At 44.5% G+C, this 15092-nt stretch carries 14 protein-coding genes, 1 tRNA gene and 2 rRNA genes; 4 read left to right on the top strand and 13 right to left on the bottom strand.

Annotation, left to right across the window (positions count from 1 at the left end):
- From L5M40_RS22360 to L5M40_RS22325, 8 genes are all read right to left on the bottom strand, one after another.
- Positions 1-152 (bottom strand): transposase (locus L5M40_RS22360; protein ID WP_263257268.1); only part of this gene is annotated, 152 nt, incomplete at its 3' end.
- 256 nt (positions 153-408) lie between these two features.
- On the bottom strand, positions 409-1860 hold the full coding sequence (locus L5M40_RS22355; protein WP_263257266.1) for an ATP-binding protein: 1452 nt from the start codon (positions 1858-1860) through the stop codon (positions 409-411).
- Entirely contained in the window at positions 1850-4015 is a 2166-nt protein-coding gene (locus L5M40_RS22350) for a transposase (RefSeq protein ID WP_263257264.1), read from the bottom strand. The genes L5M40_RS22355 and L5M40_RS22350 overlap by 11 nt, the downstream gene beginning before the upstream one ends.
- Entirely contained in the window at positions 4005-4829 is an 825-nt protein-coding gene (locus L5M40_RS22345) for a TnsA endonuclease N-terminal domain-containing protein (protein WP_263257263.1), read from the bottom strand. Before L5M40_RS22345 ends, L5M40_RS22350 begins: the two co-directional genes overlap by 11 nt.
- A gap of 125 nt (positions 4830-4954) precedes the next feature.
- Positions 4955-6139 (bottom strand): NAD(P)/FAD-dependent oxidoreductase, encoded by a 1185-nt coding sequence (locus tag L5M40_RS22340; RefSeq protein WP_263177624.1) that lies wholly within the window; start codon positions 6137-6139, stop codon positions 4955-4957.
- A 194-nt stretch (positions 6140-6333) separates the two neighbouring features.
- The gene (gene gpsA / locus L5M40_RS22335) at positions 6334-7350 is read right to left on the bottom strand and encodes an NAD(P)H-dependent glycerol-3-phosphate dehydrogenase (RefSeq protein WP_105250843.1); all 1017 of its coding nucleotides are present in this window, start codon (positions 7348-7350) and stop codon (positions 6334-6336) included.
- 4 nt (positions 7351-7354) lie between these two features.
- Entirely contained in the window at positions 7355-7840 is a 486-nt protein-coding gene (gene secB, locus L5M40_RS22330; protein ID WP_006083777.1) for a protein-export chaperone SecB, read from the bottom strand.
- Between the two features lie 295 nt (positions 7841-8135).
- Positions 8136-8570: a rhodanese-like domain-containing protein gene (locus tag L5M40_RS22325; protein ID WP_105253030.1), complete on the bottom strand. Its 435-nt coding sequence runs from the start codon at positions 8568-8570 to the stop codon at positions 8136-8138.
- Between the two features lie 267 nt (positions 8571-8837).
- On the opposite strand from L5M40_RS22325, the gene gpmM reads away from it, so the two are divergent.
- From gpmM to L5M40_RS22305, 4 genes are read left to right on the top strand one after another with little or no spacing between them, the layout of a single operon-like run.
- Complete coding sequence (gpmM, locus tag L5M40_RS22320) at positions 8838-10382, top strand: 2,3-bisphosphoglycerate-independent phosphoglycerate mutase (protein WP_263257261.1); 1545 nt, start codon at positions 8838-8840, stop codon at positions 10380-10382.
- Between the two features lie 10 nt (positions 10383-10392).
- The gene (locus tag L5M40_RS22315; protein ID WP_113941204.1) at positions 10393-11526 is read left to right on the top strand and encodes a murein hydrolase activator EnvC family protein; all 1134 of its coding nucleotides are present in this window, start codon (positions 10393-10395) and stop codon (positions 11524-11526) included.
- 32 nt (positions 11527-11558) lie between these two features.
- A complete protein-coding gene (locus L5M40_RS22310; RefSeq protein ID WP_263177626.1) occupies positions 11559-12767 on the top strand; it encodes a S41 family peptidase in 1209 nt (402 codons plus the stop codon).
- 9 nt (positions 12768-12776) lie between these two features.
- Positions 12777-13532 carry a divergent polysaccharide deacetylase family protein gene (locus tag L5M40_RS22305; RefSeq protein ID WP_105250839.1) on the top strand — a complete coding sequence of 252 codons (756 nt, stop codon included), beginning with the start codon at positions 12777-12779 and terminating at the stop codon, positions 13530-13532.
- On the opposite strand, the gene L5M40_RS22300 is transcribed toward L5M40_RS22305, so the two are convergent.
- The 5 genes from L5M40_RS22300 to L5M40_RS22280 form a co-directional block, all read right to left on the bottom strand.
- A complete protein-coding gene (locus L5M40_RS22300) occupies positions 13507-13962 on the bottom strand; it encodes an Rrf2 family transcriptional regulator (RefSeq protein ID WP_105250838.1) in 456 nt (151 codons plus the stop codon). The genes L5M40_RS22305 and L5M40_RS22300 overlap by 26 nt on opposite strands.
- Positions 13963-13984: 22 nt before the next feature.
- Positions 13985-14239, bottom strand: a complete 255-nt coding sequence (locus L5M40_RS22295) for a YkgJ family cysteine cluster protein (RefSeq protein WP_173242460.1) — start codon at positions 14237-14239, stop codon at positions 13985-13987.
- Between the two features lie 335 nt (positions 14240-14574).
- Positions 14575-14651, bottom strand: a tRNA-Asp gene (locus L5M40_RS22290).
- 36 nt (positions 14652-14687) lie between these two features.
- Positions 14688-14803, bottom strand: a 5S ribosomal RNA gene (rrf, locus tag L5M40_RS22285).
- 137 nt (positions 14804-14940) lie between these two features.
- Positions 14941-15092, bottom strand: a 23S ribosomal RNA gene (locus L5M40_RS22280); the annotation flags it as partial.

Genomic DNA, 15092 nt, shown 5'->3' with positions numbered 1-15092 from the left:
ACCTGAAGCTGCGTTACCCACTTACTGACCGTTGATTTACCTACGTTCATGGCTTTGGCTGCCGCTTCTTGTGTATAGCCCTGGTCAATGACTAATTGGGCAGTTTCGAGCTTAATCGCTGCGCTATATCGTGCACGTTTACTTTTATTCATTTTGTCACCTAAATTCGCTATGAATGAGATCATAACATTTCTTATTAGGTGGCCAAATTCAGTGTGCCACTACACTCAGCAATTCTAGAGACGCCAGCGGTTAAAAAGGGATGTATAGAAACACGACTCGAACCAAACACTCGAAAACTAAAAGAACGCTCCGACTCTCCCGCCAAAAGAAGGTAGCGTATTAATCGTCCTAGAAAGAGTTCATCTGGAAAGGCCTTTGGCAGGTCCATAAGTCTCCGCCTACGATTTACTTAAACACTTCCAGAGGGTCATCACATAAAATCCCTGCCTGTTTTAATGTTTTGAGTGGATTGGCTTCCTCTGATACTCGCTGAATAAGACTTGTGTCCAACACCCTATCAATCAAATCTTCAGCAAGGCCAATTTTAGTTAATGCATCCGCAAACTCTGGATGGTGAGGACGAGTTAAGTCTCCAAGTATTGTTATAATTTTAGATTTTGTGTTGATGACTTCTTTAGATGAAACATTATCATTCCGATGGATGCTCGGCTCAGAATTACCATATTTTCGATCTCTTTTTAGAAGAGAAATCGCGTTTTTCTTTCTCATTTCTTCTGTTAGCTTTTTCGTTGCCCGTATAGCACTACTTGCTCCAAGATCAAGAACCTCTTCAGTAATCCTCTCGTCTGACGAACCAATAATGGCCTTTTGAGCTGAATAATAAATTCGAACAGCCAAATCCATATTGCCAGCAGACAGTGAGTAAAGTTTATTGTTCAAACTTGGGGTCAACGGCGTTTCAACATTCGTCCACTGTAAATACCAAAGTTCATCCACAAACAATTCCCACTCATCATCATTCTTCATTAGTTCTACATCGAAATAGCCACTACTTTCCGCTCGTCGCGCTGATTTAAAACTCTTGCTGATAAGTTCATCGAACGGAGGATTTGCACAGAAAAGTATCGGAATACCTAAATTGTTAACTAAGTTATGCAAAAAGCCTAAAAGTCGATCGGCACCGCCTGCTTTAGCAAGGTTTAGGTTTTGCATTTCATCAATAGCCAAAATTCCAAGGAAATTTGACTTCATTTTCGCTTCAATTTGTTGAAGTAAAAGAGCTATCGTTCCAGCAGGTTTTGTTGGAGGGTGTCCTAATTTTTGATCGATTTGCTCTAATATACGATGGCAAAGTCCTTTAACACTCGAATCATCTGGACAATCGACTTTTATCCATACAACTTGCGGCATTGCTAACATTTTATTCTGGTAATAGCGGTGTTTTATGACGTCAGGAAAACAGTTTAGTACCTGTTCAAGCATGCAGGTTTTACCTACTCCGCTTTCACCAATGATTGTTATTCCACTGCCTTTAGGTTTAAAAAAGCCTGTTCTGGGTTCAACATCAGGTCGATTATCCGAAGAATAATGTAAATAGTTCATTGTTGTGGGAGATAAAGGATTTTTTGCTGAATATCCCTCTTTGATTGCCATTTCGATGGCCCTGAATACATCAAAATAGAGAGGTAGTGGCTGCCTTAATGCCTTTAATCGGGTGAGATAATCCAACCTTTCAATTGCCTCTAACGTTGTTTCCTCAACGAGCCTCTCAGGATAATTACTCAGCTTAATAACTAACTCATCATCCTCAACCTTAGGTGGCAAAGCTTCAATCAAAGGATTACCACGATGCTCGGGTAATATCGCTTCATGATAAATGGCATCTTCACATCTCATTATCGTTGGCTCTTTTTCGCTTGAGGATTGAAATTACTTTTTTCTTCTTGTCATCAAGATGTTCACTGGGCATATCTGATTCGATATAAGGCTTAGCTTGATGAAGTTGGAATTCTCTTTCCTCAACCCTCTGTGCAAGAATAGCTTCCCTTCTCCTTGCTTTCATGCCCTTTGTTCTCTCAGATTTTGAACTCAGCGATGGAGCCAATGCCGCTTCTTGTTTTGCAGTTTCGATAACCTGATTTCTTCTCTGGTGACGCTCTATCGATTTCGCTGTTGGCTTAGCTTTGTTTTTTTCCAACTTAATCCAGTCTTCAAAATACAGGATGTCTGCTTGATGCCTATGAGCAAAATTAACCGACTCCTTCATCAGGTAACATCGGGTAAAGCTACTTACTTCCTCGAGCCTGACAAATATGAAACTTGAATTATCATGATCAACTAAAGCATCTAGTTGCCATGAACCATTATTTCTCGCGATTACTTTCCACGTATCAAAATCAGCATGATCTGACTCATAATACATTTGATCGTTCAGCCGAATTCCTTTGCCTGTCATGGTCACTCTTACTGTAGGCAATAGGCGAGAACGAATATGAGCCTCGTCAGCACGACTTAAAGCATGACGCTGCGCTTTAACATGTAGATTCCAATAGTTTATAGGGGTTGGAGAAAGTCCTGACTCAATAAGTAATGTACTTTGCTTGGCTAAATCTTTAAAAATTGAACTGTTGTGCTCTAAAACTTCATCAATAAGGAGCTTGGTTATTTCTCTGAGCGTAAAAGTAGCATCTAACCTTGGATCTCTATCTCCTCTGATATAATGCCGCCCTTTCGTCGTCCCTAACAGCTCATGAACTAGCTTCTCGTTCAGGATATTGAAACGTTGTTCTACTATACCTTTCAATTCCGCCCTGTATGGTGGAGCAATACTCAAGTGGCCAATCAATGGCACAGCGAGATTTTCGGCATCCTGACAAATAAACTCACCTCGATCACAAAGCAATCGTTGAGGTATATGATAACAAGGCCAATCAGCTTCTTCTATTTCAATGCCAAATTCTGCGCAATACTCTTTCTTAGAGGTAAAGCTGTTGATTAAAGCCTGCCGACCAGCCCTCCAAGAAGCGTATTCCATGGAGACATGCAGCCCGACAATCATGCGACTTTCTTTATCAACCACACAATAAACGGTTGGTCTCCCCAATACATGATTTCTCTGAAAATCCGAAACGATATGTACATCTAAAACCGTTGAATCCAGTTCAAAGCAACTGCCAGGAACTTCTGTATGATCAGTAGCAGAACCTTTTAAGCCTCGCTTATTGCGGTCAAAGTCACCCTGATTTGTTTGTTTACGTATTAGTATTTGTGCTGGAACTAGTTTTTTAGCCCAATAAACAAATGCTCGATAATTAGGTACTAAAGCTTCACGTGACTCAGATTCAGCAGCAATTAGCTCCTCTGCATATTGTTTGTATTCCTTAAGCATTTTGTCATACACACTACTGAACTTTACTTTTTCACCTTTGAGCCCAAACTCCTTCATCGCCTTAATAAACAAAGTCTTATCCTGCTCAGAGGTATTCACACCTTCAGGCGCTTCAATACTTGGACTGGAGAGTTGTATTGGAGAGCCACGCTTTGTTACGCCAGCTACTCTTGATTTACCTCTACCCCCAGAGTTCTTATAGCTCGGTAAGAGTGCATTTCGTTCTTGACCATATTTCCAATAAAGATTTAGTGCTCGATAGATATTCTGCACATATGTGTTGTGGGCTTTCGCGTGTATCGAAATAGCTTTGCTACGAGGTTGCTCAACCAAATTTAGCAAAAAATTGGGATTAGATACTAAGCCCATAATAAGTCGATATTTTTCATCTCTTTTTACAAGATAACTCTCTGAAATATCGTCTTCTGACTGTAATTGATAATATGGAAGCTCATATGGGGTTAATTCGGAATTACCCGTTTTAATCGCCTCGTTAAAAAAGTCAAAATCAAGCTTAAGTGGTCGTTGCAAAGCCTTTGATTCGAGCAAAGGAAACAAAATAACGATATGTTCCTTTGTATACAGTTGCAAAACCCTGTAAAGGCCATTCCCAAGACCATCCAAGTTATGAACTCGCCAAACGCTATTTAATTCAACTTGCATATTGCTGTGATTTCCCATCCATCTTAACTTGAACAATTTCTATCATCCCAGATAGAACTATGGGTCGCGCCAAATCTACAATCACTTCTTTGTCAGCTATCAAATACTTTAACAAAATCAATGCTTCGTCATTTGATATACCGATTTGATGAGAAAACGTGTCGCAAACATCACTTAATTGCATTGTACCCACCGTCAACAAACGCTTGGCTTCTTCTCTAACTTTGTTCGAAGGTGATGAGAACTTCTTACGTTGAGGATCAGTAATCCACTGAATATTCTTTGACTTAATTTGATTCAGTTCTGACAGGCAAAATACGTGAAATGGGACGCCTAATAACTCCCACCAAACTCTTTCAATATCCAGCTTTTCTGCCGTCCTCTTATCTGAAAGCTTTTCACTAGGCTTTACAGACACAGCTTCATACCAAATCCGCTTTCCATCACTACAGGTTAAAAGGAAATCCGCAGTCATAATAATAGGATCTTTGGTTATTGGATGCTTGGGGTGCTCAACGTCAAGTAACTTAGATATTTTTAATGAAAGAGTGAGAGGAAGCAGAGGAAACTGTTCCCGAATATCGGTAACTGAATCGGAAAACTCAGCTAAATAGAAAAAACATGTCTCTTGCTCAGATAAGGTATGGTGAATTCGGCCCGATTTTATTCCGTCAATCTTACCGCTGTGCCCATGAGACTTAACATCCTGAACTCTTATCCAAGGAGTGTAATTGGTGCCTTCACCTAAGCCATATTTTTGTTTTAAAGCCCGCTTGAAATCAGCGAGATTTTCAAGTTTTCTTCGTCCAGCCACAACATATACTCTACCCAATTCGACAGACTATATTATAGCTTAGTGTACGAACTTTATTATTCAGAATTGCATTTGTGTACAAACTTTTTCAACAGTGTACAAACTTTATTGTTCCAAAACAACAACTAAACCGCTTGTCCTGCAGCCACGCCAGATGCCCAGGCCCATTGGAAATTAAACCCGCCTAACCAACCACTTACGTCCATGACTTCACCGATAAAGTAGAGTCCGGCGACTTTGCTGGCTTCCATGGTTTTGGAAGACAGCTCATTACTATCAACGCCGCCTAAGGTCACTTCGGCGGTGCGGTAGCCTTCGGTGCCATTCATCAATACTGTCCAGCGGTGGAGATCATCCACCAGTTTTGCGCGCTCGGCGTGAATTAGCTGATTTAAGGCTTTATTCAACAGGGCTTCATCGAATAGTACTTCCACCAGCCGTTTAGGTAACCATTGGCTAAGTGTATTGCGCAGGCTTTGTTTTGGATGCGCAGTGAGCTGCTGCTCAAGCAATTGCGCCAAATCCATATTCGGCAAGAGATCGATTTCTATGGTTTCGCCCGCTTTCCAATAGTTGGAAATCTGCAAAATTGCGGGGCCAGATAAGCCACGGTGAGTGAATAGCAGCGCTTCGCTAAATGCAGTGCCATCTTTGGCGGTAATGCGGCTCGGAACCGCTATACCCGACAAAGGTTCGAAACGAATTTTATCTTCACTGTGCCATGTAAACGGCACCAGACCTGCGTGAGTGGGTAATACTTTGAGACCAAACTGCTCGGCCAGTTGATAACCGTAAGGCGTGGCGCCTAGTTTAGGCATGGATAAGCCGCCCGTGGCAATAACCAGTGAATCGCAGCTCAGTTCACCGTTAGAAGTATTGAGCTCAAAGCGCCCTGCTTCAGTCTTTTTAACGGCCAGAATATCGGTGCGCAGCTTAATCGTCACGCCCGCCCATTCACACTCGGTCAATAGCATAGTGACTATCTCTTTGGCCGAGTCATTGCAAAACAGTTGGCCGTGATCGCGTTCATGGTATTCAATGCCGTGACGCTCGACCATTTCAATAAACTGCTGCGACGGATAACGCGCGAGTGCCGATTTAACAAAGTGAGGATTGCCACAGAGGAAGTTAGCGGGCTCGACTTTAAGGTTGGTAAAGTTACAACGCCCGCCGCCGCTGATGAGGATTTTACGCCCTGCTTGCTTGGCATTGTCGAGTACGAGTACATCACGGCCTCGGTAACCCGCGGTCGCTGCACACATCAATCCCGCGGCGCCGGCTCCGATAATAATGACATCATGATGTTTCACGCTCTTACTCCACACAGATAAATTGATTGGTATTGGCTGCCAACGGGCAGTTTGCTGACTCGCGAACCTTTAGCAAGCAAGTCATGCAACAGCTAAACGGAGCAAAGATAAGCTCAAACGCTAGACACAAAAAAGGGCGCTATTTTAGCACCCTTTCCTTTATTCGGCATTACAGCATCATCACGGCTCGCGGTTTATTGCGTAGGCGTTTCTGATTTCTTTTCTCTGCTGAGCAGCTCTTTAGCAGCATCGACCGGCGCTTTGCCTTGATACAAGACTTGGTAAATCTGCTCAGTGATTGGCATTTCAACCCCAAGGCGTTTCGCAAGCGTAAACACTTCTTTGGTATTGCGATAACCTTCAACCACTTGGCCAATTTCAGCCTGTGCTGTCATCACATCACAGCCTTTACCTAAGGCTAAACCGAAACGACGGTTACGGGATTGGTTGTCGGTACAGGTCAACACTAAGTCGCCTAACCCCGCCATTCCCATAAAGGTCGCCGCATTGGCACCTAAGGCTTCGCCTAAACGCGTCAATTCGACTAAACCACGGGTAATCAAGGCTGTTCTGGCATTGGCACCAAAGCCGATACCGTCGGACATGCCCGCGCCAATCGCGATCACGTTCTTTACCGCGCCGCCCAGTTGCAGTCCAGTAAAATCGTCGTTGGCGTAAACCCGCAAACGTTTAGGGCTGTGTAACAGCTCAACGAGATCGTTAGTGAACGTAGGACAAGTGCCCGCGACCGAAATGGCCGTAGGTAAACCCATGGCTAATTCTTTCGCAAAGGTCGGCCCAGATAACACCGCCAGCGGATATTGCTCACCTAACACATCACGGGCCACATCTTGCAGCAAACGTCCGGTTTCAGGTTCGAGCCCTTTCGTTGCCCATACGATGCGCGCATCGCTACGGAGTAACGGTTTAGCTTGCTCAAGCACAGTACCAAACACATGGCTTGGCACGACCACTAACACATTGTTGCTGGCGGCTAAGGCTTTGGCTAAATCGGCTTCGATCTGTAAACAATCAGGAAACGCAATACCAGGCAAAAAAGCTTGGTTGCACTTGTCTTGAGCAAGCGTTTGCATGTGGACAGGATCGTGTCCCCATAACAAGGTCTTATGACCGTTGCTGGCTAAAGAAATGGCAAGGGCGGAGCCATAAGAGCCCGCCCCTAATACCGTGATATCGGCAGAGTTTTTCATGTAATTAAGCGTTAGCTTCTTCGGCAGCTGGTGCAGTCGCAGCAGCTTGGCGTTGTTGCACGTATTGGGCAAACAGCGCGTCGAAGTTAACAGGTGCTAAGTTCAGTTGTGGGAAAGTACCACGACCAACTAAGCTGCCCACGGTTTCGCGAGCATATGGGAATAGGATGTTAGGGCAGTATGCACCTAATGAATGGGCCAATTGTGGCTCAGTCAGACCAGTGATAGAGAAGATACCGGCTTGTTGTACTTCACATAGGAAAGCGGTATCGCCACCGTTTTGTGCAGTCACAGTTAAAGACAGGACAACTTCATACACATCGTCAGCTAATTTAGCGCTGCGCGTGTCTAAATCTAACTTAACTTCTGGGTTCCATTCTTTTTGGAATACCGCTGGGCTGTTAGGCGTTTCGAAAGACACATCTTTAGTGTAAACACGTTGGATGTTGAATTGTGGGGCTTGTTGTTCGTTGTTTGCTACTTCAGCCATAATTTCCTACCTATCCTATCAATGTTGTATCGGCTTTTCGTTGAAAGCCAATTATTATTTGAAAGCCAATTACTATTTGAACGTAAATTGGCTCGGGGCTTATGTTACTCAAGGCCTATATCAGATCTCGGTATCATCCCAACTTGTACCCATATTCGGGTATCGATCGAACCAGTCTAAAAACTTACATTAAGCCCTTAGCGACCGTAGGATCAGTATGCCAAACAATGATGACTTTATTACTGCACTATCCTGTGGATGGAGTGCAGCTTAAATCATAACTGCCGCCGACAACTTATCTTTTGCTTTTTGAAACAGGCATATTTGCTGCCTGCCATTCACCCATACCACCTTTCAAGTTGTACAGGTTTTCAAAACCTTGCTTACTCAAAAGCTGAGCGGCTTGAGACGAGGTCATGCCAGCATTGCATACCAATATAATGGGACTGGCTTTATACTTTTCAAGGGCTGATATCTGATTATTTTTAATATCGGCGAGCGTAACGTTAAGTGCATCAACAATATGGCCCTTGCGGAACTCGTCATTCGAGCGCACATCAACCACTTTAGCATCCTGTCTATTCACCATAATCGTTAATTCTTGATGAGAAATACTTTTGATTTTTGACATGCTCGATTTGATGATACTCGCGACAAGCACAACAAATAATCCCACCCAAGCCAGACTGAGCATTGAGTGAGCTTTAAAAAATTCGATATATTCTTGCATGATGATTGCCCGCATAAATGGCGAAAATTCGATAAGGGCACAGAGTATACCGATTGCCTTGGCAGAATGCAGCAGTTTAGTCACAGTTCGAGATCGCACTTTTAGTGCAATTGACTCTGTACTTGTCACAAGCCACTCACAGAATCGGGCGAATTAGTGATTCGATGACCTTAATCGGGGTAAAGCGCTTTTTCATACCCCGCTAACGTAGTAATATTTGACCAATTTCAGATTTCTATCGCTTCTATAAAACTTAAAGGTATCACTATGACGACAGCTAAACGTCCGCTCGCGTTGTTGATCCTCGATGGCTGGGGCTACCGTGAAAACACGCATAATAATGCGATTTTCCACGCCAAGACTCCGGTACTCGACCGTCTCAACGCTCAATATCCCCATAGTTTGATTTCAGGTTCTGGCTTAGATGTTGGCTTACCTGATGGCCAGATGGGAAATTCTGAAGTTGGCCATATTAACTTAGGCTCTGGCCGTGTGGTTTATCAAGAACTCACTCGTATCAGTAAAGCCATTGCAGATCATGAGTTTGAAAAAAATCCTGCGCTATGTGATGCGGTAGACTCAGCCATCAAAGCTGGCGGAGCTGTGCACATTATGGGCTTGCTTTCCCCCGGCGGCGTCCACAGCCATGAAGAGCATATCGAAGCTATGTGCCGTATGGCCGTTGCGCGCGGTGCAACTCAGGTTTATCTGCACGCTTTCCTCGACGGCCGCGATACGCCACCGCGCAGCGCTAAGGGTAGCTTGAGCCATTTTGATGATCTGTTTACTACATTAGGCCATGGCCGTATCGCATCGATTATTGGTCGTTACTTTGCTATGGACAGGGATAATCGTTGGGATCGCGTGTCGCAAGCCTACGATTTAATCACCCAAGGCAAGTCAAAATTTCAATACGACAATGCCGTTACAGCATTAGAAGCGGCTTACGAACGTAACGAAAACGACGAATTCGTCTCTTCATCTGCGATCACAGATGCCAACGGTCAAGTTGCGACCTTAAAAGACGGCGATGCCCTGATTTTTATGAACTTCCGTGCTGACCGCGCCCGTCAAATCACCCGTAGCTTTATTCACCCAGACTTCGATGGTTTCGAACGCGCTGTAATGCCTAAAATGCACTTCGTCACTTTGACTGAGTATGCTGGCGACATCACAGCACCTATCGCTTATCCATCTGAAAACTTAGTGAATACCTTAGGTGAAGTGCTGCAGAAACAAGGTCGTACTCAGCTGCGTATCTCTGAAACTGAGAAATACGCCCATGTGACTTTCTTCTTCAACGGCGGCAAAGAAGAGCCATTCGAAGGTGAAGATCGTATCCTAATCAACTCGCCTAAAGTGGCAACCTACGATCTACAGCCTGAGATGAGTTCAGCTGAGCTGACTGACAAGTTAGTCGCAGCAATTGAATCAACTAAGTACGACGTGATCATCTGTAACTACCCCAATGGTGACATGGTTGGCCACACGGGTAATTTCGATGCCGCCGTTAAAGCTTGTGAAGCTGTCGACGCTTGTATCGGCCGTGTGGTTGATGCGCTGGCGAAAGTGGGCGGAGAATGTATTATTACCGCCGACCACGGCAATGCCGAGCAAATGACCGACGAAACCACAGGTCAGGCTCACACGGCCCACACCAGTGAACTCGTGCCTTTCGTCTTTGTTGGACGCGATGCGACCATAGATGAAGGTGGTAAACTCAGCGATGTTGCACCTACCATCTTGACCTTGATCGGCGAAGCCATTCCAGCTGAGATGACGGGCAAACCCTTAATCCACATAAAAGAGTAACCGTTACCTAGTGAGCACTCGACTCCTTGTTAAAGCCAGCATTATTGCTGGCTTTATGATGTTATCTTTCTCGGCACACGCTTCTGATTTGGAGAAGCGTAAGTCCGAGTTAAAATCAATCCAAACGCAAATAAATCAACAACAAAGCGCATTAAAAACCACCAGTAAACAAAGAGAAAAACTGCTGTCATTGCTGCGTAGCGATGAAGAAGCGATTGCGTCAGCTGCCAAAAAAGTCAACAGCACCAAAAATAGCTTAGCGCAAATCGACACTAAACTTGCCGAGCTAAAACAACGTCAAGATGAGTTAGAAACGCTTAAAGTGACTCAACAACAAACACTGTCGAAACAGCTGTCGAGCGCCTATCTTGCTGGTAATCACGATTACACTAAGATGATGCTTAATCAGCAAAGTCCCGCCACTATCGAGCGTATGTTGGCTTATTACCAATACCTCAATAAAGCGCGGATGAAGTCGATCAACGAATTAAAGCAAACCTTGACCGAGCTAGATGAGATCAAGGTGTCGCAAACGAGTAAGCAAAAGCAATTAACGAAACTCGTGGCCGAACAACAAGTACAAGCTAAACGTTTGAGCCAAGAGCAAGATCAGCGTCAACTGACCATCAAAGAGCTGCAACGCACCTTAAATTCTAAGGGTGCAGAGCTCGAACAGTTGCAAATTGAAGAGGCCAGCTTAAAGCGTGTCGTTGAACAAGCGCTGCGGGCCATGAAAGATAACCCCTCGATGGAAGGCTTTGGTAAACAAAGTGGCAAACTTAAATGGCCGACAAAAGGTCGTGTGAGTGCAAGCTTTGGTAGCCAACGTTCCGGTCAAGTAGTGTGGAAAGGCACTATGTTGTCTGCACCAGAAGGGCAAAATATTCGAGCTGTTTCAGGTGGTAAAGTCATTTATGCCGACTGGTTACGCGGTTTTGGTCTTGTCATGGTCATCGATCACGGGAAAGGTTATATGAGTCTTTACGGTCACGCTCAAACCCTACTAAAAAGCCCAGGTGAGATGGTAAAAAGCGGTGAAGCGATTGCTTTAGTCGGACGTTCAGGTGGACAGAGCGAGCCTGGCCTATACTTTGAAATAAGGCACAAAGGGCAAGCCGTCGATCCAGCGAAATACTGTCGCTAATCATAACGGTCCCCTTATCACAGGGGACCGTTATGAAATACATGATCCGCTATATCAGTTGCGTTGGATTAGGTCTCACTTTAGGCCTATCCATCAGCCTCTCCAGCCAAGAGAATGCTAAATCCTACCGCGACAACTTTGACTATCCATTACTACAAGATGTACTTGAAACGGTTGAAACTTACTATATCAAAACCGTTCCCAAAGAAGAGCTAGTGCAGGCCGCCATCAAAGGCATTTTTGAACATCTCGACCCCTATTCCAGCTTCCTGAATCATCAAGAATTACTCGATCTTAAAGATTCTAATCGCGGCGAGTATTTTGGTTTCGGTTTCGAAGTCGCGGCCAAAAAAGACCACATTAGCATCATAGCCCCCTTTGCCCATTCTCCCGCAGAGCAAGCGGGAATACGTGCGGGCGATATTATTATTAAACTTAACGACACCCTAGCGACTGAAACGAATCTAGCCGATATCCTTACTGAAATAAAAAGACATAGTCTCAATAATCAGAGTATTAACTTAGAGCTAAAACACAGTAATGACGATGCCACCTTTAAAGTGTCACTCAAGCCAAGCAATATCACTATAGAGTCGGTCAGCACTCAACTGCTTGATGGCAATATTGGCTATGTCAGATTAAGCAACTTCCAAGAAAACTCTAACGAAGATATGGTGCGCTCGCTCAGCCAATGGCAAAACAAACCGCTCACAGGACTTATCTTAGACCTACGTAATAATCCCGGCGGCCTACTCGACCAAGCGGTTAAAATTGCGGATCTATTTCTCGCCAAAGGACGCATAGTCTCGACCTCTGGCCGCTTCTTCGACGCCAACTCTGACTACTATGCCTCACCGCAAACCATGCTGACTAACGTGCCTATGCTAGTGTTAATCAACAAAGGCTCGGCCTCTGCATCCGAAGTTCTCGCCGCCGCATTACAAGAAAATGGTCGTGCCAAACTCTTAGGTGAGACCAGCTTTGGCAAAGGTACAGTACAAAGCCTGATCCCAATTTTAGAAGATGGTAACGCGATTAAACTCACAATTGCCCAGTACAATACTCCTAGAGGTGAAAACATTCACAACATTGGGATCATCCCCGACATAAAAATTGCCGCCGAAACTGGTTCCGGCGTTGGTAATTTAGCTATAATCGACGTCCTATCAGCCCATGCATCACTGGCCCAAGATCATCAAGTGACCTCTGCCATTGCATGGATACAGCACCATGACGAATAAGAAGAAATTGTGCGCTTACTTTATTCCTTGGCCCTATTGGCCCTAAGCATTTCTCAAAGCTATGCTGCCCAGCTTGCACTCATTATTGATGACATAGGTTATCGTCATACAGATAAAGCCGTGCTGGCACTGCCCAGTACAGTAACACTCTCTGTATTACCTCATACCCCACTTGGCAAAGAACTCGCTAACGCAGGACACCAAAAAGGCCACGAAATTATGCTACATCTTCCCATGCAGGCGCTTAATGGTAAGACGTTAGGGCTGGGGGGGTTAACCAATACGATGACTGAGGCACAAATTCGCACCAGTGTTATTGATGCGATTAACAGTGTTCCCTTTGCCAAAGGTGCCAATAACCACATGGGGAGTCTATTAACTCAACTGGACGATCCCATGCTCTGGGTCATGGAAACACTCAAACAAAAGCAGCTGTATTTTGTCGATAGTATGACAACACGATTCACTAAGGCAGGAGATAACGCAGATAAGCTAGGCATTCCTTTACTAAAACGCCAACTGTTTCTAGACAATGATACTAGTGCCAATGCACTCGAGAGACAATTTAACTTAATGATAAGTCAGGCACATACCCAAGGTAGCTTGGTGGCGATTGCCCATCCTTATCCAGAAACTATGCGCTTCTTAGAGGCTAACCTACACAGACTTAAAACCGAGGGGATTGATCTAGTGCCAGCATCGAGTTTGCTCCCCATCGGTATTGCACTTAAAAGTGGTACTAATCCAGTTGCAGTACTGAAATAGAAAAGTCTGGCAGCAAGGCGACTAACTCATCACGGTTACTCACAATATCCAGCAAAGTATATTGATCCAGCACATTCAAATAAGCTTCAACAGCCTGGGCTAACACGCCTTTAAGCTTACATGCTGGTGTAAATCGGCAGTAAGGTTTGCTGCAATCAATCGGGGCGAGTGAATTTTCTAACACTCGAACTAACTGGCCTAGGTTAATCTCACTCGCAGGCTTACCCAAACGGAAACCGCCCATCTTACCGCGGATGGTTTCAAGGTAACCCATCTTGCCTAAATGATGCACTATCTTAGAGACATGATTTGGTGACAGATCAAATACCTGCGTAATTTCAGCAATCCTAAATAAAGTTGTTCTATCTGGCTGAACCGCTAAATACATCAGGGTACGAACGCCAAAATCGGTATAACGAGTTAACTGCATATTTCACCTGTCAGCGATAAACTTAATGAGAGGTCTGAGATTCGAGTTGGGTAATCAACCAAAGCGCCTCTTCGTTCGAATGACCACACACATCTTCAGATGCATCGAAATCACTACAAACCGCAGGACGATCAGGCGAGCCGAAAATCAAACATAAATTGGCATCGCTCAATTGCACACAACGTTCACCCGCTGCCTTACCCTTTGGCATACCCGGAATACTGCTGCTTATTGAAGGCGCAATACAGCAAGCACCACACCCAAGACGACAATTCATTTTCTTTACTCATGAAAGACATAAGGCATTATACCGTTTAATTTGTCCGAGATCAGTGTCACAGGTCAATACTGCCAAGTCGCGCACAGGAGCTTTTCAGAACGTGAAAGAAACAATATCGATAAAGTGGAATAAAGATCGGCAAAAAAGTAGGTTTTGATTTTTAACATTGAAGCGAAAGCTTCATATTCTGGTAAGGATTTCATCTACATGATGCCCGAGTATGAGGATAACCATGTGCTTCGAGCCCGAAGCATGTACGTCACTGACACGAAATATCCACAACGCCATAACGAAAAAAGCCTCATCTTTCGATGAGGCTTATCTCTTAATGTTGGCGGAGCGGACGGGACTCGAACCCGCGACCCCCGGCGTGACAGGCCGGTATTCTAACCAACTGAACTACCGCTCCTTTAGCTTAACGTCTACACGTTAACCTAAATTAGGCGCTTGGCGATGACCTACTCTCACATGGGGAGACCCCACACTACCATCGGCGCGTTTGCGTTTCACTTCTGAGTTCGGGATGGGATCAGGTGGTTCCACAAGGCTATTGTCACCAAGCAAATTCTGTTTATTACCGTGTCCATCKCTGGMYCACGTTAATAATAATTCGGAAAGCTGATTTTCTGTTGAGTCTTTAACTTTATCAAGTGTCGATATTCTGTCTAAGGCTTCTTTGTAAAACCCATCTGGGTTGTATGGTTAAGCCTCTCGAGTCATTAGTACATGTTAGCTCAACGCCTCACAACGCTTACACACCATGCCTATCAACGTCCTAGTCTCGAACGGCTCTTTAGAGGAATTAAATTCCTAGGGATGACTCATCTTATCCTAGGGATGACTCATCTTA

The sequence above is a fragment of the Shewanella sp. SM68 genome (assembly GCF_025653925.1).
Classification (GTDB): Bacteria; Pseudomonadota; Gammaproteobacteria; order Enterobacterales; family Shewanellaceae; genus Shewanella; species Shewanella oncorhynchi.
The sequence above is the reverse complement of the archived record's forward strand: the minus strand, read 5'-3'. Positions and strand labels throughout refer to the sequence as shown.